The sequence below is a fragment of the Amycolatopsis jejuensis genome (assembly GCF_000717335.1).
Taxonomy (GTDB): domain Bacteria; phylum Actinomycetota; class Actinomycetes; order Mycobacteriales; family Pseudonocardiaceae; genus Amycolatopsis; species Amycolatopsis jejuensis.
In genome coordinates this window covers 26,391-48,741 of record NZ_JNYZ01000050.1, presented here as the reverse complement: position 1 = coordinate 48,741, position 22,351 = coordinate 26,391, and the positions used below count along the sequence as shown (strand labels likewise).

20 protein-coding genes and 1 pseudogene are annotated in these 22,351 nt (G+C 68.6%); 11 read left to right on the top strand and 10 right to left on the bottom strand.

Translation table 11 applies throughout. From position 1 onward, the window contains the following. Positions 1-2 precede the first annotated feature (2 nt). Positions 3-872: an intradiol ring-cleavage dioxygenase gene (locus tag OO71_RS43005; protein WP_033295856.1), complete on the bottom strand. Its 870-nt coding sequence runs from the start codon at positions 870-872 to the stop codon at positions 3-5. Between the two features lie 49 nt (positions 873-921). Then, on the bottom strand, positions 922-1,698 hold the full coding sequence (locus OO71_RS43000) for an IclR family transcriptional regulator (protein WP_033295855.1): 777 nt from the start codon (positions 1,696-1,698) through the stop codon (positions 922-924). A gap of 133 nt (positions 1,699-1,831) precedes the next feature. On the opposite strand from OO71_RS43000, the gene OO71_RS42995 reads away from it, so the two are divergent. The 9 genes from OO71_RS42995 to OO71_RS42955 all read left to right on the top strand — a co-directional run bounded on the left by OO71_RS42995 (position 1,832) and on the right by OO71_RS42955 (position 12,084). Beyond that, positions 1,832-3,031 carry an FAD-dependent monooxygenase gene (locus tag OO71_RS42995; RefSeq protein WP_033295854.1) on the top strand — a complete coding sequence of 400 codons (1,200 nt, stop codon included), beginning with the start codon at positions 1,832-1,834 and terminating at the stop codon, positions 3,029-3,031. Positions 3,032-3,096: 65 nt separating this feature from the next. Continuing rightward, positions 3,097-4,572, top strand: coding sequence for an aldehyde dehydrogenase family protein (locus OO71_RS42990; RefSeq protein ID WP_033295853.1), 1,476 nt, complete (start codon positions 3,097-3,099; stop codon positions 4,570-4,572). 22 nt (positions 4,573-4,594) lie between these two features. Further along, positions 4,595-5,812 (top strand): MFS transporter, encoded by a 1,218-nt coding sequence (locus OO71_RS42985; protein WP_033295852.1) that lies wholly within the window; start codon positions 4,595-4,597, stop codon positions 5,810-5,812. 2 nt (positions 5,813-5,814) lie between these two features. Then, positions 5,815-7,428, top strand: coding sequence for a thiamine pyrophosphate-dependent enzyme (locus OO71_RS42980; protein ID WP_033295851.1), 1,614 nt, complete (start codon positions 5,815-5,817; stop codon positions 7,426-7,428). Further along, the gene (locus OO71_RS42975) at positions 7,425-8,030 is read left to right on the top strand and encodes a hypothetical protein (RefSeq protein ID WP_033295850.1); all 606 of its coding nucleotides are present in this window, start codon (positions 7,425-7,427) and stop codon (positions 8,028-8,030) included. The genes OO71_RS42980 and OO71_RS42975 overlap by 4 nt, the downstream gene beginning before the upstream one ends. Before the next feature lie 13 nt (positions 8,031-8,043). Next, complete coding sequence (locus OO71_RS42970; protein ID WP_245633966.1) at positions 8,044-8,976, top strand: amidohydrolase family protein; 933 nt, start codon at positions 8,044-8,046, stop codon at positions 8,974-8,976. A gap of 88 nt (positions 8,977-9,064) precedes the next feature. Beyond that, on the top strand, positions 9,065-10,294 hold the full coding sequence (locus OO71_RS42965; protein WP_033295848.1) for an MFS transporter: 1,230 nt from the start codon (positions 9,065-9,067) through the stop codon (positions 10,292-10,294). A gap of 51 nt (positions 10,295-10,345) precedes the next feature. Next, on the top strand, positions 10,346-10,699 hold the full coding sequence (gene fdxA, locus OO71_RS42960; RefSeq protein ID WP_033295847.1) for a ferredoxin: 354 nt from the start codon (positions 10,346-10,348) through the stop codon (positions 10,697-10,699). Positions 10,700-11,379: 680 nt separating this feature from the next. Further along, positions 11,380-12,084 carry a helix-turn-helix transcriptional regulator gene (locus tag OO71_RS42955; protein ID WP_033295846.1) on the top strand — a complete coding sequence of 235 codons (705 nt, stop codon included), beginning with the start codon at positions 11,380-11,382 and terminating at the stop codon, positions 12,082-12,084. Positions 12,085-12,114: 30 nt separating this feature from the next. Here OO71_RS42955 and ctaD read toward each other — a convergent pair whose 3' ends face one another. The 3 genes from ctaD to OO71_RS42940 form a co-directional block, all read right to left on the bottom strand. Beyond that, positions 12,115-13,830: an aa3-type cytochrome oxidase subunit I gene (gene ctaD, locus OO71_RS42950; protein ID WP_051793085.1), complete on the bottom strand. Its 1,716-nt coding sequence runs from the start codon at positions 13,828-13,830 to the stop codon at positions 12,115-12,117. 6 nt (positions 13,831-13,836) lie between these two features. After that, positions 13,837-14,580, bottom strand: a complete 744-nt coding sequence (locus OO71_RS42945; RefSeq protein WP_033295845.1) for a DUF2249 domain-containing protein — start codon at positions 14,578-14,580, stop codon at positions 13,837-13,839. A gap of 62 nt (positions 14,581-14,642) precedes the next feature. Further along, the gene (locus OO71_RS42940) at positions 14,643-15,104 is read right to left on the bottom strand and encodes a hypothetical protein (RefSeq protein ID WP_033295844.1); all 462 of its coding nucleotides are present in this window, start codon (positions 15,102-15,104) and stop codon (positions 14,643-14,645) included. A 138-nt stretch (positions 15,105-15,242) separates the two neighbouring features. Here OO71_RS42940 and OO71_RS49720 point away from each other — a divergent pair. After that, positions 15,243-15,464: pseudogene (locus OO71_RS49720) on the top strand (alcohol dehydrogenase catalytic domain-containing protein); the annotation flags it as partial. An 842-nt stretch (positions 15,465-16,306) separates the two neighbouring features. After that, positions 16,307-16,756, top strand: coding sequence for a zinc-binding dehydrogenase (locus OO71_RS51835; RefSeq protein WP_051793084.1), 450 nt, complete (start codon positions 16,307-16,309; stop codon positions 16,754-16,756). Here OO71_RS51835 and OO71_RS42930 read toward each other — a convergent pair. The 5 genes from OO71_RS42930 to OO71_RS42910 are packed head-to-tail and all read right to left on the bottom strand — an operon-like array spanning position 16,743 to position 22,336. Next, complete coding sequence (locus tag OO71_RS42930; RefSeq protein ID WP_033295843.1) at positions 16,743-18,209, bottom strand: amidase family protein; 1,467 nt, start codon at positions 18,207-18,209, stop codon at positions 16,743-16,745. The two genes, OO71_RS51835 and OO71_RS42930, sit on opposite strands and share 14 nt — an antisense overlap. Next, entirely contained in the window at positions 18,206-18,718 is a 513-nt protein-coding gene (locus OO71_RS42925; RefSeq protein WP_033295842.1) for a nuclear transport factor 2 family protein, read from the bottom strand. The genes OO71_RS42930 and OO71_RS42925 overlap by 4 nt, the downstream gene beginning before the upstream one ends. After that, entirely contained in the window at positions 18,715-20,238 is a 1,524-nt protein-coding gene (locus OO71_RS42920) for a purine-cytosine permease family protein (protein ID WP_033295841.1), read from the bottom strand. The genes OO71_RS42925 and OO71_RS42920 overlap by 4 nt, the downstream gene beginning before the upstream one ends. After that, a complete protein-coding gene (locus OO71_RS42915) occupies positions 20,235-21,542 on the bottom strand; it encodes an MFS transporter (RefSeq protein WP_033295840.1) in 1,308 nt (435 codons plus the stop codon). Before OO71_RS42915 ends, OO71_RS42920 begins: the two co-directional genes overlap by 4 nt. Next, on the bottom strand, positions 21,539-22,336 hold the full coding sequence (locus tag OO71_RS42910; protein ID WP_051793083.1) for an acetoacetate decarboxylase family protein: 798 nt from the start codon (positions 22,334-22,336) through the stop codon (positions 21,539-21,541). The genes OO71_RS42915 and OO71_RS42910 overlap by 4 nt, the downstream gene beginning before the upstream one ends. Positions 22,337-22,351 lie beyond the last annotated feature (15 nt).

The window sequence follows — 22,351 nt, the reverse complement described above, 5'->3', positions numbered from 1 at the left end:
GATCATTTGCCGAGGACGACGTCGAAGTGGACAGTCCGAAATGGATTGGGAAGCCCGGCCTCGGCGGCGCGCGCCGGGTCGTCCACCCTCGGGAATTCGCGGACCAGGCTGGACTTCACGCCGAACACCGCGTCGGAATCGAGGTACGGAGTGTCCGCGACGAACAGGTGCGTGGTCACCGTGCGATACCCGGGTGCGGAGACCTCGAAGTGGATGTGCGCGGGCCGGTTGGGGTGCCGGGAGGTCGCCTTGAGCAGGCGGCCGACCGGGCCGTCGGCCGGGATCGGGTAGTAGCGGGGGATGATCGAGCGGAACCGGAACTGTCCGGTGTCGTCGGTGGTGAAGAGGCCGCGCAGGTTCCGCAGCGGCTGCACGTCGGGCTGCTGGACGTCGTAGAAGCCCTCGTCGTTGGCCTGCCACACGTCGACCGACGCGCCGGGGATCGGCTGTCCGTCCGGGCCGGTCACGCTGCCGGTGACGAGGCACGGGGTGCCTTTGCCGTCCTCGGCGATGTCGGCGCCGAGCTCCCGCGGCGGTGAGTCGACGACGTGGAACGGGCCTTCGACAGTGGATTCGGTGAACTGGCCGCCCGCCCGGTTGTTGATCGTTTCGACAAGCATCGACACCCCGAGCACATCGGAGAGCAGGATGAACTCCTGGCGGGTGTCGGTGCAGGTCTGACCGGTTTCGGTGAGGAAGCCGATCGCTGCCGCCCATTCGTCCGTGGTCAGCTCGACGTCCTTGACGAAATCGTGCAGGTGCCGCACCAGTGACGTCAGGATCCCGCGGAGCCGGGTGTCCGGGGTGTCGGCGAAGCTTGCCGCGACCACCTCGGCGGAGCGGTTCTCGGTGAACAGTTCGTGATCGGCCATGGTCGCCGATTGTCGGCGTTCCCGGTAAAGTGATGCGCCGGATGTTCGTTCAATGGACCACCTTGGTCCCCGGCCGCCAGCCGAGCAGCCGGGAAATGCCGAGACCGCTCGCGATGAGCGACGGCAGCGCGGCCTGGCGTTTCACCGAACCGGTGCGCACGACGACCGACAGCGCGGCCACCACGGTGCCGGAACCGTCGACGATCCGGGTCGCGATCGAGTCGGCGGTCTCGGTGAGCTCGCCCCGGACGTCCGCGGTGCCGGTGCGGCGGCATTCGGCGAGCTGATCGCGCAGGGTTTTCGGGTCGACGACGGTGCGCGCGGTGTGCCGGACCAGGCGTCCGGACAGCACCTGGTCGATCAGCTCGCTGCCGCCGTGCGCGAGCAGTACCTTGCCGACACCGGAGCAGTGCAGGGGCAGGCGTCCGCCGACCTGGGAGACGAGTTCCGGCGCGGTGGGGCCGGAAAGCCGCTCGATGACCACGGCGTCGGTGCCTTCGAGAACGGCGAGCTGAACGTGCTGGCGCAGTGCGGTGTAGAGGTCCTCCATGAACGGCTGCGCCTTGCTCCGCAGCTCCTCGGTGAGCGGCGCGAGGGTGCCGAGCTGCCACAGCCGCAGCCCGATGGTGAACCGGCCGTCGTGCTGCCGGGCCAGCGCACCCGCCTCGGTGAGCTCGATGGCCAGCCGGCGCACCGTCGCGTGCGGAAGCCCGGTGCGGCGTACCAGATCGGCCAGGCTCAACGCGTTCTGCTCGGGCTGGAAGGCGAACAGGACTTCCAGCAGCCGGGAGCTCACGCTCCGGCCGGGTTCGCTCGTGCGGGGCATCGTCGACTCCCTTTTCGTCGCTGCCGAGGGTAGCTCCGATGTTCATTGGACGGCCAGTGCGGACCTTCCGCGGGTCGCGCCGGGGCAGCATGACGCAGCACACGGAACGAACGACGGCGGGAGTCGAGAGGACATGCTGGCACCGAAGCGCAGTACCCCGGAGATCGCGATCCTCGGCGCCGGGATCGGCGGCCTCGCCACCGCGGCCGCGCTGCACCGCGCGGGGCTGGCGGCCACCGTCTACGAGCAGGCCGGGCAGCTGACCGAGGTCGGCGCTGGACTGGTGGTGGCCCCCAACGCCGCGCGTCTCCTCCGCCGTCTCGGAGTGCTGGAACCCTTGCTGCGCCAGGCAGTCCGGCTGGAGGTCGGGTGGGAGTTCCGCCGCTGGCGGGACGGCTCGATCCTGTCGGCGGAGGACCTGGAATCGTCGTGCGAGCGGCTCTACGGCGAGCACACGTACACCGTCCATCGCGCTGATCTCCTTGCTGCGCTGGAAAATGCGGTCCCGACGATCCGGCTGGGCAAGCGGTGTATCGCCCTCGAGGAACGAAAAGGACGGCCGTTGCTGCGATTCGCGGACGGCGACGTGGTGGAGGCGGACGTCGTCATCGGCGCGGACGGCGTCCATTCGGTGGTCCGCGGGACGATCACCGAACCACAGGCGGCTGTCTACTCTGGACTGTGCGCGTTCCGGGCATTGGTACCGGCCGGGGACGCGCCCGCGTTCGCGCGGCGCCGGGCGCAGACGCTGTGGCTCGGCCCCGGGCATCACCTCGTGCACTATCCCATTTCCGCCGGTCGGTACGTGAATCTGGTCGCCTTCGCACCCGCGGGGGACGAATCGGTGGAGTCGTGGACGGCGCGGGCGAGTGTCGAGGAATTCCTGCGGGAGTTCGACGGCTGGGACCCCCGGCTGGTCGACCTGATCCGGGCAGCGGAAACGCCCGGCCGGTGGGCGCTTCTCGACCGGGCCCCCCTTCCGAACTGGTCGCGCGGGCCGGTGACGTTGCTGGGCGACGCTGCCCATCCGATGTTCCCGTTCTTCGCGCAAGGCGCCGCGCAGGCGATCGAGGACGCGGCCGTGGTCGCCCGGTGCCTGGCAGACGATCCCGGCGATCCGGTGCGGGCGCTGCGGAGGTACGAGGAACTGCGGGTACCGCGGACAACGCGGCTGCAGGAGGTGAGCCACGGGCGGGCGCACCTGAACCACCTGCCCGACGGTCCCGGCCAGCAGGCGCGCGACCGGGAGTTCGCCGAGCACGACCCGCTGGTCGCGAACGGCTGGATCTACGACTACGACCCGGACGAGAGCCGGTTTCTGTCCGCTCAATGAACGATGCCGTTGTGGGCACCCGCGTCGCGGCACAGACTCGAAGTCCTGTCCCAGAAGGAGAATCGGTGACCAACCTCGACGAGAAGCCCGCTCGCCGGAGCGAGCTGTTCATCGGCGGCCGGTGGACCGCGGCCTCGCCCGGTCGCACGATCGTCACCAGGTCCGCCCTGACCGGCGAGCCGATCGCCGAGGTCGCGGCAGCGTCGCCCGGTGACGTGCGGCTGGCGGCCGAAGCGGCCGGACGCGCGCTGGAGACGTGGGCCGGGTGGCCACCGGCGCGGCGGCGGGGAGTGCTGCAGCGGGCTTCGTCGCTTTTCGCCGAACGGGCCGGGGAACTCGCGGCTTTGATGCGGCTGGAAATGGGCGCGGCGCGGCCGTGGTGCGAGTTCAACGTGTCCGTGGCGCAGGGCATGCTGGCGGAGGCGGCCGCGCAGGCGTACTCCGCGGTGGGTGAGGTGATCCCGTCGGACGTGCCCGGGCTCACCGCGCTGGCTGTGCGTGAACCGGCCGGGGTGGTCGCCGGGATCGCGCCGTGGAATGCGCCGCTGATCCTCGGCGTGCGGGCCATCGCGATGCCGCTGGCGTACGGGAACACCGTGGTGCTGAAGGCGTCCGAACAGGTGCCGTGCACTCAGGCCGCGATCATCGAGATCCTGCATCTCGCCGGTGCTCCGGACGGCGCGGTGAACCTGATCAGCAACGCTCCGGAAGACGCGCCCGCGGTGGTCGAGGCGCTGATCGCGCATCCGGCGGTGACCCGGGTGAACTTCACCGGGTCGACCCGGGTCGGGCGCGTCATCGCCGAGCTGGCCGGGCGGCATCTCACGCGGCCAGTGCTCGAACTGGGCGGGAAGGCACCGTTGCTGGTCCTTGCCGACGCGGACCTGGATGCGGCTGCGGAGGCGGCGGTGTTCGGCGGGTTCCTCAACCAGGGCCAGGTCTGCATGTCCACGGAACGAATCGTCGCCGATCGCTCCATTGTGGACGACCTGGCGGCGCGGGTGAGTTCCCGGGTCGCGGCGCTGGTCGTGGGTTCGCCGGACGATCCGGCCACGCAGATCGGGCCAATGGTGCACGCTGCCGCGCGCGACACCGTGCTCGCGTTGATCGACGACGCCCGGGCGCGTGGTGCGGAGGTCCTCACGGGCGGTACTGCAGAAGGGCTTTACGTCCGGCCGACCGTCCTCAAGGGAGTGACGCCGGACATGCGGATCTATCGCGAGGAATCGTTCGGTCCGGTGGTGTCGATCATTTCCGCGGACGGTGCCGACGACGCGGTGGAAATTGCCAATGACACCGAATACGGGTTGTCGGCGGCGATTTTCAGCCGGGACACCGCGGCGGCGCTGGCGCTCGCCCGGCGGATCCGGTCGGGGATCTGCCATCTGAACGGCGCGACTGTCCACGATGAACCGCAGATGCCCTTCGGCGGTGTCGGCGCGAGCGGCTGGGGCCGGTTCGGATCCCGGGCGGCACTGGAGGAATTCACCGAACTGCGGTGGATCACCGTGCAGACCGGGCCGCGTGCCTATCCGTTCTGACCTTTCGTCCCAGGAGTGAACAATGGCGTTCCCGGAAGCCCGATCCGCGCGATGGGTCCTTGCGATCTGCTGCGCGACCGTGATTTTCGACGGCTATGATCTGATCACCTTCGGCGCCGTCGTGCCGAGTCTGCTGCATTACGAACCGTGGCACCTGAATGCCGCGGAAATCGGCCGGATCGGCAGCCTCGCGCTGGTCGGCATGCTGATCGGCGCACTCGTCGTGGGCACGCTCACCGACCTCGCCGGCCGCCGCCGGATCATGCTGCTGTGCCTCGTCTGGTTCTCCGTGGCGATGCCGCTCACCGGGCTCGCGCCGGACCCGCTGACCTTCGGCATCCTGCGCTTCGTCACCGGTCTCGGGCTCGGCGGGGTGGTGCCGACGGCCATTGCGCTGACGATCGAGCACGCGCCGCCCGGACGGCGTCAGCTGTACAACGCGATCATGTTTTCCGGCTATTCCGCCGGGGGTGTGCTGGCGGCGTTGCTCGCGCTCGTCGCATTGCCGGTGGGCGGATTCCGGATCATGTTCTTCTTCGGTGCCGCACCGCTCGTGCTGATTCTGCCGCTGGCTTATTGGCTGTTGCCGGAATCGAAAGCATTCCTGTCCGCCCGAGAGGTCCGAACCAAGCGGTTCGAGTCGATCCGGCTGTTGTTCACCCGCCGGTATCTGGTCGCGACGCTGTTGTTCTGGCTCATGTCCTTGCTCGGATTGCTGCTCGTATACGGCCTCAATACCTGGCTGCCCGAACTGATGCGGCGTTCGGGCTATTCGATGGCTTCGTCGCTGACCTTCCTGCTCGTCTTCAACGTCGGCGCGGTAATCGGTGTGATCGGTGCGGCCGCGCTGGCCGACCGGGTCGGCGAGCGTACCGTGCTGGTCGGCGCGTTCGTGGTCGCGGCAGGTTCGGTGGTGCTTTTCGCCGCGCATCCGTCGCCGGTGTTGTTGCTGATCCTGGCCGCGGTGGCGGGGTTCGGGGCGAACAGTCAAACCCTGGTCAACGCGTTCGTCGGCGGGTACTACCCACCGGCGGCGCGGGCGACGGCGCTCGGCTGGGCGCTGGCGGTCGGGCGGGTGGGCGCGATCCTCGGCCCGGCACTGGGCGGCTTGATCGTGACCGCGGTGCAGACCGGATTGCTGAGTCCACAGTGGAACTTCTACGCCTTCGCCTTCCCGGCAATTCTCGCCGCGGCTTTGGTGATTGCCGTGCCTTCCGTTTCTGCGACCGTAAAGGACTGACCGTGGCCACTGTTCGCGACGCTGTTTTCGACGTGGTGCGCCGCCTAGGGATGACTCATTTCTTCGGCAATCCCGGGTCGACGGAGATTTCTTTCCTGGCCGGGCTGCCCGACGATCTCACCTTCCGGCTGGCTTTGCACGAGGGCGCGGTGGTCGGCATGGCCACGGGCTGGGCGATTGCGCAGCGGCGGCCCGCATTGGTGAGCCTGCACACGACCGCCGGGCTCGGCAATGCCGTCGGCGCGCTGGCGACCGCGCGGGCGAACCGGGTGCCGCTCGTGGTTGTCGTCGGGCAGCAGGATCGGCGGCACTTGGCGCACGACCCGTTTCTCGCGGGGTCGCTGGAAGGTCTGGCCGGCGACTATCCCGTGTGGACGCACCAGCCCGCGCGACCGCAGGAGGTCCCCGGCGCGGTGGCCCGGGCACACCACGAGGCGGTGACGGCGGGCGGCCCGGCACTGGTGGTCGTACCGATGGACGACTGGGATGCCCCGGCCGAGGTGACGCGTCATGCTGCGCCCCTTTCCGTCGTGCGCCCGGCGGCGGTCGACCCGGCCGTGCTCGACCGGCTGGCGTCGCTGGCCGGGTCGGCGCAGCATCCGGTGCTCGTCACGGGCGCCGGTGCGGACGATGCCTGGGAAGCGGTGACCGAACTCGCCGAGAAGCTGGGCGGGCCGGTGTGGCAGGAGCCGTTCGGCGCGCGGGCCGGGTTCCCGCAGGACCATCCGGCGTTCGCCGGGCATCTGCCACCCGGGCGGGTGGCGTTGCGGGCCGTGCTGGCTGGGCACGATTTGGTGCTGGCCGTCGGCGCCCCGGTGTTTCGCCAGTACCCGCGGGAGGCCGGGGATCTGGTGCCGGACGGCGCGTTCGTGGTGCAGGTGACGCAGTATCCGGACGAGGCGCACCGGAGTGTGGCGGACCTGTCGGTGATTGCCGACCCCGGGGCGGTGTGCTCGGGGGTAGCTGCGCGGCTGCCCTCGCCCTCGGCTCAGTGGGCGGCTCCGGCCAGGGTTGCCCCGGCGGAGTTGCCGAGTGCTGACGAGCCGATGCGGCCTGCGCACGTCTTCGACCTGCTGGCCCGGCTGCTGCCGTCCGACGCGGTGCTGGTGGAAGAGACGCCGTCGAGCCGTCCGGAGCTGCATTGCCGGATACCGGCGAAAGCGCCGCTGGGGTTCTTGAGTGCGGCCGCGGGTGGGTTGGGCTTCGGGCTCCCCGCCGCGGTCGGGGTGAAGCTGGGCGCTCCGCAGCGGCCGGTGATTGCGGTCCTCGGCGACGGTTCGTCGGTGTATGGCATTCAGGGATTGTGGAGCGCGGCACATTATCAGGCAGGCGTGTTGTTCGTGGTGCTTTCCAATGGCGGGTACGCAATCATGGACCGTCTGGTGGAAAGCTCGGGCCGAGGGAAGGCGCCGTGGCCGGGATTCGGTGAGCTGCGGCTGTCCACCATTGCCGCCGGATTCGGTTGCCCTTCCCGGCGGATCACCTCGTACGGCGAATTGGTGCGGGTGTGTGAAGAGGTTCTCCCGGAGCTGGCTGCGCGGGAAAGCCCGCTGCTGCTGGACATCGATGTTGCGGCTGATCCGCATTACGGTTTTTCGGAAGGAGAGACAAGGTGAAGGTTTTCGAGGTGCGGGATGTCCCGGCCGGGGTCGATGCGGCACTGGCGGTGGTGGAGAATCCGAAACACCGGCACGTGCTGAAGAACTACCGGCGGCATGCATTGCTCGAGGTTTCCGGTTTGTGGGAGGATATTCTCGTTCCTTCGATGACGGTCGAAAACCCGCTGTACCGGCTCACTGAACGCGGCCGGACCCAGGTGTGCGACGGAATGGCCGAGGTGCGGGCGCTGTACGACGACCTGACGTCGCGCGGGGCGAACGTATTCGGTGCGCTGGAGGAGGAAGTCGCCGTTTCGGACTACGGCATTTTCATCGAGTCCGTTTTTGCCCAGGTCGTCCGGGGAGCTGATCCGATGCTCGCGGACGAGGGCGTCGACCCCGAAGGTATTTACCAGGTCTCGCACCGTTTCGCGGCCGCATGGCCGTACCGCGACGGACGGCTGGTGGGGGAGTTCGTCTACGACGACACGGGAAGCTGGCAGGTGGACGAGGTGGACGCGTCGGCTCTGCTGACGCCGGCGCAGGCTCGGGACGCCCTGGCTCCGTTCCTGGCGCAGAGCCCGCTTTCGGAAATCGAAGAAGGCTTGCGGCTGTTCTGAGGGAGGGTTGACGGTGCTCGACATCCATGCGCATTTCACACTACCGGTCAGCGAGGAACGGCGAGCCCGGGACTGGCAGGCTGCCCTGGGTAAAGGAATCTATTTCCGGGAACCTTTCGAATGGTCGCTCGACCGGACGCTGGCCTATCTGGACCAGTCGGGTACGGCAATGCAAATGCTGAGCAACATCCCAGGCGGCGCCGACGACATCCGTGTCTCGAACGATTACGGCGCAACGCTGGTGTCCGACCATCCGTCCCGGTTCGGCCTGCTGGCCGCATTGCCCACGGATGACGCGTCCGCCGCCATCGCCGAGGCCATCCGCGCCCGGAAGGAATTGCATGCGGATGGGTTTGCTGTTGTCACGAACTATCGCGGGGTCCACTTGGGACATGAGGCGCTGGCGCCGTTGTGGGCACATTTGGACCGGGAAGGTGCTGTCGTTTTCGTCCATCCCGACCCCCGGCGTCCGGCGGTCCTCGATCATCCGGTGCCGCTGTATGAGGTGGCGTTCGATACTGCGCGGACGGTATTCGACATGATCTTCCGGAAACTGTTCACGCGCTATCCGGATATCACTTTCGTGATTGCTCATTGCGGCGGCGCTTTCCCCGCGTTGACCGGTCGGCTTCGGATGCTGGGTGATGAGTCGTGGGTACCGCAGGGAATTACCGCCAAGGAGGTGGATGAGCAGGTCTCGGGGCTCTACCTGGACACGGCTGCGACGGCGACGGTGCATGCGCTGGCACCGGCACTGGAAACGGTAGGTGCAGACCGCTTGGTCTACGGCAGTGACTGGGGAGCTCCTTGCACGACAGAGGAAACTGCCGAGGAGAACCGGAAAAGCCTCGAGACTTGCGGCGTGTTGTCCTCGGCGCAGGCGGCTGACGTGGGCCGGCGGGCGTGGGAGCTGTTCCCTGCGGCCGTGAAGCGCGCGGGCTGGTAGTACGCCGCTTCGCCGCGCGGTTGCGGTGGGGCGTAACGCACCTGGTACCGGGGGGTCACTGGTCCACTATCGTCCTGAGGAGTTTCCTTTGTCCGTCACCAGGATTTTCCGCCGAGACCCGGCGGTCGCCCGGGCCACCCGGCAGAACACGCTCGTCGCGATCATGTTCTTCGGCGCCGGGATCGTGTTCCTCGACCGGTTCGGCATCACGTATCTGTTCCCCGACATCGGGCGCGAGCTGGCGCTCGACAACCAGCAGCTCGGGTCGCTCGTCTCGGTCACGGCGGTCGCCTGGGCGGTGTCGAGTCTCGTGTTTTCGGTGCTCTCCGACCGGTTCGGCGGACGGGCGAAGTGGATGATCGTCGCGAGTCTCGTGCTGTTCTCGTGCGCCGTCGGCCTGGTCGGGCTCGCGCGGGACTACCCGGAGATGCTGCTGCTCCGTGCGTTCATCGGCCTGGCGGAGGGACCCGCGCTGCCGCTGATCCAGGGCGTGGTGGCACGCGCGTCGTCGCCGGAGCGGCGGGGGCGGAACCTCGGCATCGTGATCGCCGGTACGTTGGTGATCGGGAGCGCGCTGGCGCCGAGCATCATGATCGGGCTGGCGTCCGTGCTGGGGTGGCGGCAGGCGTTTCCGCTGGTCGCAGTCCCGGGGCTGGTGGTAGCGCTGCTGGTGGCCATCTTCCTGCGCGAGGACACCACGGCGGAACGGACTCCGGTCCGGCTCCGGGATTTCCGGGTGGTGGTCGCGAACCGGAACGTCCTGCTGGCGCTCGTGGGCACGGTGGTCTGCATCGGCGCGAACATCGGCTTCGGCACGTTCGCGCCGGTGTTCCTCGCGTCGAATGGCCTGTCACCCGCGACCTCGACGGTGGTGCTGACCGTGTACGGCGGCATCATCGCGCTGGGAAACGTGGTGGCCCCGGCGGTCTCGGACCGCTTCGGCCGCCGCCCGGCGCTGTTCATCGCTGCGGTGTGCAGTGGTTTGGTGCCGTTGTTCTTCGTCCTCTTCGCTCATACGCCAGGTTGGCTGATGGTGTCGCTGGTCGTGGGTCTGATGGCCGGGGGTTCGCTGACGCTGATCACCTACGTCGTCCCCGGCGAATCCGTCCCGCCCGCCTTGATGACCACGGCGTTCGCCCTGCAGATCGCCGTCGGCGAAACTCTCGGCGGCGCGCTGGGCCCGCAGGTAGGCGGCGCCCTTGCCGACGCGACGCACAGCCTGTCCACGGCCCTCCTCCTGTACGCGGCGGCACCCATCCTGCTGGTCGTGGTCTCGCTGCTGCTGCGCGAGACCGCCCCGGGCCGGAAAGCTTCCTGAAGCCGGGTTTTACCGAGTACATTGGTAATAACCAGCCGAAGGGAGCGGGTCATGGCGTATGTGATCGCCGAGCCGTGCGTGGACGTGATGGACCGGGCGTGCGTGGACGAATGCCCGGTGGACTGCATCTACGTCGGCGAACGCACGCTGTACATCCACCCGGACGAATGCGTGGACTGCGGCGCATGCGAACCGGTGTGCCCGGTGGAGGCGATCTATTACGAGGACGACCTGCCGGATCGGTGGCGCATCTATGCGGAGGACAACGCCCGCTTCTTCAGCGAGACACTGCCGGGCCGGGATGCGCCGCTGGACAGTCCCGGTGGTGCGGCGAAGCTGGGTGAGGTGGGAGTGGATACGGCGCTGGTGGCGGGGTTGCCGCATCCGGAGATTCCGGCACGGTAGGGGTCGCGAGTTTGGGTGGGAGATTCGGGCACGGTAGGGGCTGCGGGTTTGGGTAGGCGGTTGCGGCGCGGTGGTGGGTCGCGGGTTTGGTCGGGGGGTTGTGGCGCGGTGGTGGGTCGCGGGTTCGGGCGGGCGGTTGCGGTGCGGTGCCCCGAGGTCGGTGCGGCGGGAGTGAGGTTTTTGGGCATGGGCGGGTGACTTGATGCCGTCGCCTGGAGGGTGGCGCGGCTGGCCGGGTGGCTGAGGTTGGGGCCGGGCGGTTGCGTCGCATTCACCGGAGTTGAGGTGCGGTAGCGAAGGTTCCGCTTGGATGCGAGATCGTGGTGGTCGGCCAGGGCTGCCGTGCTGTTGGGCGCGGGTGTGGATGGTTGAAGCGATCATCTGGAGTTCGAAGGCGGCGCGCGGTTCCGATCGTGGGCCCGCGCTGCATTGCCTTGAGACCGTGGCCCACTCAGGGCGCCGACTGCCGGGATTCCGGCTCGACAAGCGCGCCTCGTCGTCGGCAGGCGGTCGTGTTCGAAGGTCCCGGGCCAGGAGGCGGTGCGTGATCAGAAGGTGGTCGGGGGTTCATTGACAGCTTGACTGCTCCGTCCCGTGCGCCGGGAGGGCTCGGTGGCCGGGGAGAGGCGAACCGGCGGTTGCGGTAGTTTAGCCTAGTGGGCTCGGCTAAACTGGCCGTCATGAGCGACCAGACGCTGACCGATCCGGCCGGTCCCCGGGTGCTTGGCGAGAGCCGCGAGCGGGTGCTGGAAGTGCTGCGTGCCGCGGGCGTGCCGGTGGGGGTGCAGGACGTCGCCGGGCGGGTCGGGTTGCATCCCAATACTGCGCGGTTCCACCTGGACGGCCTGGTGGAGTCCGGGCTCGCCGAGCGGCGTGCCGAGGATCGGACTCAGCCGGGGCGTCCGCGTACGGTTTATGCGGCCCGTGCCGAGGAACCGGCGGCCGGGCGGCGCAGTTACCGGCTGCTCGCCGAGATGCTCACCGGGTTGATTGCCGATTCCGTGCCCGAGCCGGGGAAAGCGGCCGAAACCGCGGGGGAGGCGTGGGGTCGCTATCTCGCGGACCGTCCGGCCCCGACGCATCGCGTCGACGCTGCCGAGGGGATCCGGCGACTGTCCGCTGTGCTCGCGGACGCCGGTTTTGCCCCGGACGCGGTCGCCGATCCGGCGCGGCCCGTCATTCCGCTGCGGCATTGCCCGTTCCGGGAGGTGGCCGAGGACAATCGGGACGTCGTGTGCGGGCTGCACCTCGGGCTGATGCGCGGTGTGCTGTCCGAGGTACGCGCACCGCTGGTGGCTGAGCGGCTGGAACCGTTCGTCGAGCCGTCATTGTGTTTGGCGCATTTGACCCCGACCGCCGCGGGGAAACGCCGGAGCCGTCGCTGACGGGATCGACAGTGTTGGTTGTCGCTGTGTTCACGGGCGCGGGTGCTGGTCGATCTGTCGGGGTCGGCGGCGGAATCGGTGGTGGCTCTCCGTGCGCATCCGGTCGATCATGTGCGGGTAATGGAGTTCGAAGGCCGGTCGTTCGGAGCGGATGCGGGGGAGTTCCAGGAAATTGTGCCGTGGCGGTGGGCAGGAGGTGGCCCATTCGAGGGAGTTGCCGAAACCCCACGGGTCGTCGACGGTGGCGACGGCGCCGTAGCGGTAGGACTTCAGCACATTGTACAAGAATGGCAGCATCGACAATCCGAGAACGTAGGACCCGATGGTCGAAATCGTGTTGAGGACGGTGAATCCGTCGGAGGACAGATAGTCGGCATAGCGGCGGGGCATCCCTTCGGCGCCCAGCCAGTGCTGGACCAGGAAAGTCGTGTGGAAACCCAGGAACGTCAGCCAGAAGTGCAGTTTTCCGAGCCGTTCGTCGAGCATCCGGCCGGTCATCTTGGGGAACCAGAAGTAGATTCCGGCGAAGGTGGCGAACACGATGGTGCCGAACAGGACGTAATGGAAATGGGCGACCACGAAATACGTGTCGGTGACGTGGAAATCGATGGCGGGCGAGGCCAGCAATACCCCGGTCAGGCCGCCGAAAAGGAAGGTGACCATGAAGTCGAGGGAGAAGAGCATGGGGGTTTCGAATGAGACCCGGCCCTTCCACATGGTACCGATCCAGTTGAAGAACTTGATTCCGGTCGGCACGGCGATCAGGAAGCTCAGCAGAGAGAAGAACGGCAGCAGCACAGCGCCGGTCGCGAACATGTGATGAGCCCAGACTGCCATCGAAAGACCGGAGATCGCGACCGTTGCGAAGACCATTCCCTGGTACCCGAAAAGTGGCTTCCGGGAGAACACCGGCACGATTTCGGTGACGATCCCGAAAAACGGCAGCGCGACGATGTACACCTCGGGATGACCGAAGAACCAGAACAGATGCTGCCACAGAATGGCGCCGCCGGTGGCCGGGTCGAAGACGTGCGCGCCGAGGTGCCGGTCGGCCAGCAGGCCGAACAATGCGGCGGTGAGCAGCGGGAACACGGCCAGCACGAGAACGCTCGTGACAAAGATGTTCCAGGTGAAGATCGGCATCCGGAACATCGTCATGCCGGGGGCGCGGAGACAGGCCACCGTCGTGACCATGTTCACCGCGCCCAGAATGGTGCCCAGTCCGCCGACGAGGAGCCCGGTGATCCACAAATCCGCGCCGACGCCGGGGGAATGGACGGCGTCGGACAGCGGAGTGTAGGCAAACCAGCCGAAGTCGGCGGCGCCGCCCGGGGTGAGGAATCCGGAAAGGACGATCAGGCCACCGAACAGGAAAAGCCAGTACGACAAGGCGTTGAGCCGTGGAAATGCGACGTCCGGTGCGCCGATTTGCAACGGCAGCACGAAATTGGCGAAGCCGAATACACTGGGGGTAGCGTACAAGAGAAGCATCACCGTGCCGTGCATGGTGAACAGCTGATTGTATTGTTCTGCCGACAGGAATTGCAGGCCGGGCCGGGCGAGTTCGGTTCTCAGCAGCAGCGCCATTGCGCCACCGGCGATGAAGAAACCGAATGCCGTGGCGAGGTACATGATGCCGAGCGTTTTCGGGTCGGTCGTGCGCAGCAGGGACAGGAATTGCGCGCCTTTCGGGGTCACCCGCACGGGATGCGCACGGACTGGCACCGGTCTCTGAGTGGTGGTCATGGGAGGTCAGGCCGACATCCGCGCTCGGCCGATCCGGACCTGCCACCGTTCCGGCCCGGATTCCACGTACTCCCAGGTGAAATCGCTCCCGTGGGTGGCGGTGAATTCGCGCCGCAGCGGCTGGGGATCGTGGTTGTTCACCAGCGTGAACGATTCGCCGGGCGCGAGCCGCGCGTACCGGCCGAAAATGCGCGGATGCCGGGTTCCGGGCGGGATTTCGCGGACGTCCAGTACATCAGGGGCGTCCAGTTCGCCGCCGCCGAGGAGGGTGCGGAGGTCGTCGACGAGGACCGGGACGTCGGCGCCGGGAAGCTCGGCCAGCGCGGGCAGGAGCACGGTGGCCTCAAGGTCCAGATACGCGGCGAGCACGGCAGCGAGCGCCTGCGCGGCATGGCTGACCTGGCCGGACGTGTCCGCCTGCAGCAGTTCGTCGACGGTCCGCTCGACGGCTTTCTGCAGCTGGCGCAACGCTCGGACCAGCAGCCGGGTCGTGGGAGCACCGGCCGCGGTCGTGTGCAGGACGCGGTCGGTGGCGGCGAGGTAGCTGCGCAGGTGGCCGGACACGAAATCGGTCAGCCGGGTGCACGCCTCGTCGCGGGCGGCTCCGTCGAGCTCCAGTTCGGTGACCACGGCGGCCTTGTGCCGGTACTCGGCGAGGATCCGGACAGCCTCGGCGCGCAGGGCGGCACCGGCCCGGATCGCCGGGTCCGTGCTGGTACCGCTGATGAAGACGTCGGATGAGCCGTCCACGGAAACCTCCCGGGATGAGTATTTACTAGAAGACTAGTATAAATCAGGCCGGCGGGCGAGGTTCAGGATGGTCCGATCCGCGCGAGGACGAGCCCGATCGGGATGCTGACCAGGAGTACGACGATCAGGGCCCGGAATCCGTGGCGGACCCAGTGATGGGATCGGGCGGTGCCTTTCGTACCGAGGATCAGGAGGGTCAAGCCGCCGGCCAGGATCGCGCCGCCGATGTCGACGGCAGGGGTGGTTCCAGTCAGTGTTCCGGTGAGCACCGCGGCGTTCCCGGCGTTCCAGGCGGCGACCTGGGCGACGATCAGGCGAGTGGACGGTGGGCCCGGCGCGAGAAGCGCCTGCCCGATACCCAGCCCGACCTGGGCGACCCCGGCGACGAGGACGAGGTACGCGACCGCCCACGCTCCGTGCGGGGTCGGCGCGGGGGCGATGGCGGCGGAGGCCAGACCGCCCGCGATGACGCATCCGGCGCCCAGGATGGCGAACGGTGCCGCGGGGGTGAGCGGTTTGTTCATAGATTCAAACTAACTTAGTGAAAAAGAGGTGCGGTGGTGGCTGGTTCAGGATCTGAAAATTCCGTGGTGTGACCGGGTTCGCGTCGGGGCGTGGGGGGCGGAGGAGGCTGTTAACTTCGCGGTGTGACAAGGAAAACTATGCGTGCCGTGGTGCATGGGGGAGAGCCGGGGCTGGCTGGGGTACGGGTGGCCGAGGTGGCGGTGCCCGAGCCCGGGCCGGGTGAGGTGGTGGTCGCGCTGAAGGCGGCGGGGCTCAACCATCGGGATCTGTTCGTGGTGCGCGGCCGCGGGCCGGGGGAGGCGCCGGTGGTGCTGGGCTCCGACGGGGCGGGGGTGGTGGTCGCGGTGGGGCCGGATCTGGCTGGTGACGCGGGGGCGGGTTTCGCGGAGGTCGGCGGGGCAGTCTTCGGAGGGGCTGGCGGGGAGGAGGCTGAAGGGGCGGAGGTGGCAGGATTGGCTGCCGAGCAGGCTCCATCTGGTGCGGCGGCGGCCGAGCGGGCAATGCCCGGTGGGGCCGGTGCCGGGCAGGCTGGGACGGCGGTCGGTGGGGCTGGTGGGGCTGCGGCTGGTGGGGTAGCAGCAGGCCCGGAGGTCGCAGATGAGGCGGGGGCCAGAGCGGCCGCGTCCGGTTCGGACGCGGCAGAGCGGCCGGAGGTTGCAGGCGGGGTGGCTGCCGGTTCAGCGGCGGCAGGCGCGGCGGTCGCTGGTGTAACCGAACCGGCCGCGGCAGCAACCGAAGCGGCTGCGCGAGCGGCGGCAACCGAACCGGCTGTACCGGCGACAGCCGCCGAACCGGCTGCGCGAGCGGCAGCAACCGAACCGGCTGCGCGAGCGACAGCCGCCGAACCAGCTGCACCAGCGACAGCCGCCGAACCGCCTGCATTCCCGGTACCAGTGGCAGAACCCGCCATCGGGGACGAGGTCATCATCAACCCCTCCCTGGGATGGCCCGAACCCACCCCAATTCCCGACACTCCCGCCATCCTCGGCGTCCCCACCGACGGCACGCTTGCGCAGTACGTAGTCGTCCCGATAGGAAACGTCGTCCCCAAACCCGCGCATCTCAGCTGGGCCGAGGCCGCCGCCTTGCCCCTGGCAGGGCTCACCGCGTACCGCGCGCTGTTCACCCGCGGCGGGCTCCACCGGGGGAGCACCTGCTCCTTCCCGGGATCGGCAGTGGGGTCGCCACGGTCGCGCTCGCGATGGCGAAAGCCACGAACGCCACGGTCAGCGTCACGTCCCGGAGCCCCGAAAAGCTGGACCGCGCCAGGGAACTCGGCGCCGACCGGGCGATCGACAGCACGACAGAATGGAAGCTCGACCCGGTGGACCTCGTCGTCGACAGTATCGGGCGGGCGACGTTCGGTGCCGGGCTGTCCGTCCTTCGTTCCGGCGGACGGATGGTGACCCTCGGGGCCACGACCGGGCCGGACGTCGCCATGTCGCTGCGGGAGTTGTTCTTCCGGCAGATCAGTGTGCTCGGCACGTCGATGGGCAGCGCCCGCGAGTTCCACCAGATGGTCACGCTCGTGACGGAGCATCGGATCCGGCCGGTCGTGCACCGGACGTTTCCGCTCGAACAAGGTCCGCGGGCGCTTGCCGAACTGGCCGAGGGTGACCAGTTCGGCAAGCTGGTGATCACGATCGAGTAGGCCGTGTACCCAGTTCTCGTTCACATACCGCGGAAATCTGCAGCAAACGAGCTTCGTCGAAGTGGTGGCCGGTCAGCATTGCGCCGACCGGCAAGCCCTCCGCCTCTGCCAGCGGCATGGACAGCGCCGGGTGCCCGGTGAGGTTGGCCGGTACCGTGTTCGCCAGTACCGCCCAGCCTCGGCGCACGCGGGCCAGGTCGGAATCCGCATGAACTGGATGCGGCAGACCCGGTGTGGTGGGCGAAAGGAGCGCGTCGACGCCGTCGAGGGCGCGGGCGTAGCCGGACACCAGCCGGGACCGGGCGTTCTGGGCGATCGCGTACCACTCGCCGCGGTACGTTTCCTGCAGGTAGGACCCGGCGAGCAGCACGGCCTTCGCGGCGAGGCCGAGGTCACCGGCATTCGAACGCCAGCCGTCGGCGACGGCGCGCGCCAGTTCCGGCCAATAGTGTCCGCGCCACTGGTAACCGTTGCCGCCTGCGGCCAGTAGAGCGGTGGTTCCCTCGACGGTCGTGCCGAAGCACAGCGCGCCTGCGTCGGCGAGTTCGGGCAGGTCGACGGGAATGATCGTCGCGCCCAGCTTCGTCAGCGAAGCCACCACATCGTCGAAGGCGGCCTGTACTGCGGGTTCACCGGGCGTGCGGAGCAGACCCAGGCGTACTCCGGAGAGGTCGCGAGGCTCGGCGGCTGAGTAGTCGACCGGTGGTGGCAGGCCGGACTGCCGGGGGTCCGCGCCGTCGGGTCCGGCGAGGACGTTCAGGACCCGCGCGAGGTCGGCGGTGGTGCGGGCGATCGGGCCCAGGTGGTCGACGGTGTGGTCGATGCCCACCGAACCCGTCGCGGGGACGAGCCCGCTGGTCGGCTTCAGCCCGAATACCCCGCACCACGCCGCTGGTACCCGCACGGAACCGCCCTGGTCGGCGCCAACGGCAACGTCCACAGTGGAGTAATGCAAGGCAGCCGCACAACCCGACGACGACCCACCGGCGGTCCGGTCCGGGTCGAACGGATTGCGTACTGCCCCGCCGACACCGGTGTCACCGCCCGCGGCCAGTCCGAACTCGTCCATTCGCGTGGTCGCCACGATGCGCGCGCCCGCAGCCCGCAACCGCGCGACGACGGTGCTGTCGACGTCCGGCCGGAACCCCGCCAGCAGCGCCGAACCCGCGCTCATCGGCACGCCCGACACCGCAATGCAGTCCTTCACCGCGACCCGGACCCCGTCCAGCGGGCCGGACGAGGTCGGTTCGGCGTCCGTCCACCAGGTCACGGCGTTGAGCGGATCGTCCTCTGTGGACGGTGCCCGCACGGCACGAGAAACCGCAGGACGCGCTGGTACCGGCAACGACCGCACGGTGCCGAGGATTTCCGTGACCAGTTCCTGGACTGCCGGGAGCTCCGCGGCGCCGACCGGCAGGCCGAGCCGCTCGGCCTGCCGGAGGACGTCGTTCACTGCAGGGCCCGCCCGGCGGCGACCACCAGCGGGTCCCCGCCCCGGTTGGGCTCGCGCACCCAGCCCTCGAGCCAGCCGGACATCTGCTGCATCGCGATGTCGATGACGCTGAAGTACCAGCGCCCGCCGACCTTGCGGAACTCGTCGGTGTACCACCCGGTCATCAGGACCGGTTCGAACCCGGAATCCCCGGTCATGGTGGCGAATTCGAGCAGGTCCCACCGTCCCCTGGCGGTGTCCCCGCTGACCTCGATCACCGGGTTCACCATGAAATGCGCGGCCCACGGCATCATCCCGGCCACCCCGGAGAACCACTTGTGGATGGCGTCGTGCCCGTGGTGCTCACCGAAGACATTGCTGCGCCACACCACGTCACCTTCCGGCGCGAAGAGCGCCATCAGCGCGTCCGGGTCGGCGCCGAGGTCGCAGGTGCGGGCGTACTCGCTCTTCAGCTGCCGGATGGCTTCGAGGTCTTCGAGCCGCTCGATGCGGGCGAGGAGGTCGTTCATGCGGGGGTCCTTTCCAATGCTACCGGCGATTTCTTGCACAGCGAGCGGCACGAGCGTTCGGCAGCACAGCACACCGAACAGACAGAGCCGCGATGGAACGGGCAGGAGACGAAATCCTCGCTTGCGTGCTGCTCGGAACACACGACACACGTCACGAGATCGGTGACCTCCTCGGCCGTGGACGGAACGGTGTACGTCCGGCCCCGGGTCGCCAGCGCGATCACCGGCACGAGCACGAATCCCACCGCGGCGGCGATGAACGGCGCCAGCGTCATGCCCAGCGGCCCGAACAACCCGAACGCCGGGGGAGCCGACACGACCAGCGCGCCCGCGATCGCGCCGAGCCCGACCGGGTTGAACGCGGGCAGCCGCGACCGGCGGTATTCGAACTCAGGTGGGGACAACTTGAGGAGCCGCTTGTTGATCGTCATGTCCGAGACCACACAGGCGATCCACGCGAGCATGAACACGCCGCCGAAGGTGAGGACCGCGTTGAGCCTGCTGTAGAGGTCGCCGAACATCAGCGCGGTGCCGAGCACGACGGTGAGCACCACGAACCAGTGCCGCCCCGGCGTCACGCCGAAGATGCGGCAGAAGAACCCGGCGAACTGCAGCGACCCGGAGTAGGCGTTGCTCAGGTTGATCCGCAGCTGGGTGGTGACGACGAACAGCACGCCCCACACCCCGAACACGCCTGGCAGGTACTTGCCCGGGTCGGTCTCGCCGAAGCGCAGCGACAGCCACGCGCCGAGCAGCGTCGGGCCGAGGAACGTCACCGCGGCGAACACCGGACCGACCACGAAGGACCCGAGCCGCCTGCGCCGGGCCGGGATGAACCGGCCGAAGTCCGCGGCGACGGGAATCGTGCCGGCCACCCCGAAAGCGGCGGCGAGCAGCTGCAGTACCGGCGGTCCGGCGGCCGGATCCGCCCCGGCGGCAGGCCGGTAGGACCAGAAACCGACATCGACCGGCGTACGGGCGGCGTGCCAGATCGTGAGTACCATGAACACCGCGAACACCGGCAGCGTCACCCACATCAGGATGTTCACCAACCGCAGCCCGTACCAGGTCAGCGGGATGAAAATCGCCCCGGCAACGGTGTACACGACCCAGGGCGGCACCGACGGCCACTCCGCCATCACCGCGTTCGCCATGATCGAGCCCTCGAACGCGAAGAACAGCAACGAGTTCACGGCGAAGATCAGGGACGTCACGGTGGAGCCGAGGAACCCGAACCCGGCACCGCGGGTCAGCAGGTCGGAGCCGAGGCCGCTGCGGGACGCGGCACTGGTCCAGAGGTAGGCCAGCGCACCGACGATCACGGTCGCGATCACCAGCCCGATGACCAGGTTCACGGTCCCGTAGGCATGCACGAGCGTGCCGCCCCACGAGAAGAAGAACATCGCGGTCGTGATCCCGAACATCACGCCGAAGAGCGACGACACACTCCACTTCTGGTAACTCGACGGCACCGGGCGCAGTGCGTAGTCCTCGCGGTTTTCGGCCCAGGCTTCGGTCATGGGGTTCCTCCCTGGAGGGAGCTGTGCCGGGTCTCGGGCGTGCAGAACGCCGCGACCAGGCTGATCAGTGCGCCCGCGGCCAGATACCAGGCGGGCGCGTACGTGTTTCCGGTCGCTTCGAGGATTGCTGTGGCGACCAAGGGCCCGGCGCCGCCGAAGAGGACGACACCCAGGTTGTAGCCGATGCCGACCCCGCTGTAGCGGCGGGCGGTGGGGAACAGCTCGGCGAACAGCGCCGGCTGCGGTCCGAGCATGAGGGCTTCGCCGACCACCATCACGCCGAGACCGGCGATCAGGAAACCGAGAGAACCCTGGTGCAGCAAGAAGAATCCGAGCGGCGCGGTCACCAGCACCCAGGCCGCGCCCGCGAGCAGGAACGGCTTGCGGCCGATCCGGTCGCACATCCGCGCGAAGATCACGGTGAGCACGATCAGGACCGCCATCGCGGCGAACCCGGCGACCTTCGCCGATCCGGACGGTACGTGCAGCTCAGTGGTCAGATACGTCGGCCCGTACACGAGCAGGACGTACGTGCACATGGTCGGCGAGCACACGAGCGCGGCGATCCGGAGCATCGAACGCCAGTCGTGTTTCAGGGTGGCCCGCAGCGGCGCGCGTTCGTGCCCGCCTTCGGCGACGAGCTCGGTGTACTCCGGGGTTTCGTCGAGCCGCAGCCGCAGGTACAGCCCGACCAGGCCGAGCGGCAGCGCGAGCAGGAACGGGATCCGCCAGCCCCACGACTGCAGTGCCGTCGGGGTCAGCAGTTCGGTGCACGCCAGGCTGGACAACCCGGCGACCATCATGCCGAGCACGATCGTGATCGTCTGCCAGCTGCCGTAGTACGCGCGTTTCCCGGGTGGCGCGCTTTCGATGATGTACGACACCGCGCCGGTCCATTCACCACCCGCGGACAGGCCTTGGGCCAGCCGCAGCACGAGGATCAGGATCGGCGCCGCGACGCCGATCGACGCGTACGTCGGCACTGCCGCCATCAACGCCGTGCCCAGTGAGATCAGCAGGATGATCGCCGACAGCGCGCTGCGACGGCCGTAGCGGTCGCCGATGTAGCCGAACACCACGCCGCCGAGCGGTCGCACGATGAAGCTGACACCGAACACCGCGAACGTCAGCAGCAGCCCGGCGGCCGGGTCGGCGACGGGGAAGTAGAGCACTGCGATCGTGGACGCGAGGTAGCCGTACAGGACGAACTCGTACCACTCGATGAAGTTCCCGATACAGGCCGCGATGATCGACGTACGCTGCGTGCGAGTGAGCGTGGTGCGGATGGTTGCGGTGGCAGTCATCGGGCACCTGCTTTCTCTGCCGCGGTGCCCCAATCCGGGGTCCCGGCAACGGGGATCTCGTCGACGTGGTCGAGGTACTTGCCGAAGCCGACCTCCAGGCGGACCCGGCCGTAGCGGGCGTGCACCACCTCCCGGCAGCCGAGCGTGCTCAGCGGGTCCGCGGCGGATTCCCGCAGCACGACGTCCGCGGTGCCTTCCCAGCCTTCGCCGGGCTGCGAACTCCGGAACGGAACGCGGACGAGACGGCTGATGTCGTAGCCGGTGCCTTCCGCGCTGGGGATGAGTTTGAGCGTGAAATGCCGCGCGAACCAGTCCGGGATGGGGTCGATCTCGGCGTGCTGTTCGGTGGGCTGCGCCGCGACGGACACGACCTCGATGTCGTTCGCCGTGACGATCCGGGCGCTGGTGCCGTCGTCGGCGAGGCGCACCGCGCGGGCCTGTTTCTTGGGCAGGCCGAAGATTTCCCGACCGAGCGTGCCGTGGTTGAGGCCCTCGATGAAGAACGTGAGCGGGTACGCGCCCACCTCGTCCTCCCGGCGGCACTGCACGCAAACGCCACCCTGCAGGTACGGCGGGCGTCGTTCGACGGCGCCGTCGGGCAGGTGGAACTCCGCGCCGAGGAACTCCGCGACCCAGATGGCGACGCGCGGATCGCCGGTCGGGGTCAGCGGGGCGGGAAGAATGCTGGCGAGCACCGACGGGTCGGTGCGGTATTCGACGGTGAGCCAGCGCAGGTCCACGGATTCCGCGCCGACTCCGTACAGCGGCGCAAATGCGGGCATGGACAGGGACATGGGAGTCTCCGGGGG

What these genes read in the sequence shown, in the direction of transcription:
- OO71_RS42955 (WP_033295846.1), top strand. Translation starts at nt 11,380, where the DNA reads ATGAGCGACCAGACGCTGACCGATCCGGCCGGTCCCCGGGTGCTTGGC.
- OO71_RS42915 (WP_033295840.1), bottom strand. Translation starts at nt 21,542, where the DNA reads ATGACTGCCACCGCAACCATCCGCACCACGCTCACTCGCACGCAGCGT.
- OO71_RS43000 (WP_033295855.1), bottom strand. Translation starts at nt 1,698, where the DNA reads ATGCCCCGCACGAGCGAACCCGGCCGGAGCGTGAGCTCCCGGCTGCTG.
- OO71_RS42910 (WP_051793083.1), bottom strand. Translation starts at nt 22,336, where the DNA reads ATGTCCCTGTCCATGCCCGCATTTGCGCCGCTGTACGGAGTCGGCGCG.
- OO71_RS42920 (WP_033295841.1), bottom strand. Translation starts at nt 20,238, where the DNA reads ATGACCGAAGCCTGGGCCGAAAACCGCGAGGACTACGCACTGCGCCCG.
- OO71_RS42995 (WP_033295854.1), top strand. Translation starts at nt 1,832, where the DNA reads ATGCTGGCACCGAAGCGCAGTACCCCGGAGATCGCGATCCTCGGCGCC.
- ctaD (WP_051793085.1), bottom strand. Translation starts at nt 13,830, where the DNA reads ATGACCACCACTCAGAGACCGGTGCCAGTCCGTGCGCATCCCGTGCGG.
- OO71_RS42925 (WP_033295842.1), bottom strand. Translation starts at nt 18,718, where the DNA reads ATGAACGACCTCCTCGCCCGCATCGAGCGGCTCGAAGACCTCGAAGCC.
- OO71_RS42940 (WP_033295844.1), bottom strand. Translation starts at nt 15,104, where the DNA reads ATGAACAAACCGCTCACCCCCGCGGCACCGTTCGCCATCCTGGGCGCC.
- fdxA (WP_033295847.1), top strand. Translation starts at nt 10,346, where the DNA reads ATGGCGTATGTGATCGCCGAGCCGTGCGTGGACGTGATGGACCGGGCG.
- OO71_RS51835 (WP_051793084.1), top strand. Translation starts at nt 16,307, where the DNA reads ATGGCGAAAGCCACGAACGCCACGGTCAGCGTCACGTCCCGGAGCCCC.
- OO71_RS42985 (WP_033295852.1), top strand. Translation starts at nt 4,595, where the DNA reads ATGGCGTTCCCGGAAGCCCGATCCGCGCGATGGGTCCTTGCGATCTGC.
- OO71_RS43005 (WP_033295856.1), bottom strand. Translation starts at nt 872, where the DNA reads ATGGCCGATCACGAACTGTTCACCGAGAACCGCTCCGCCGAGGTGGTC.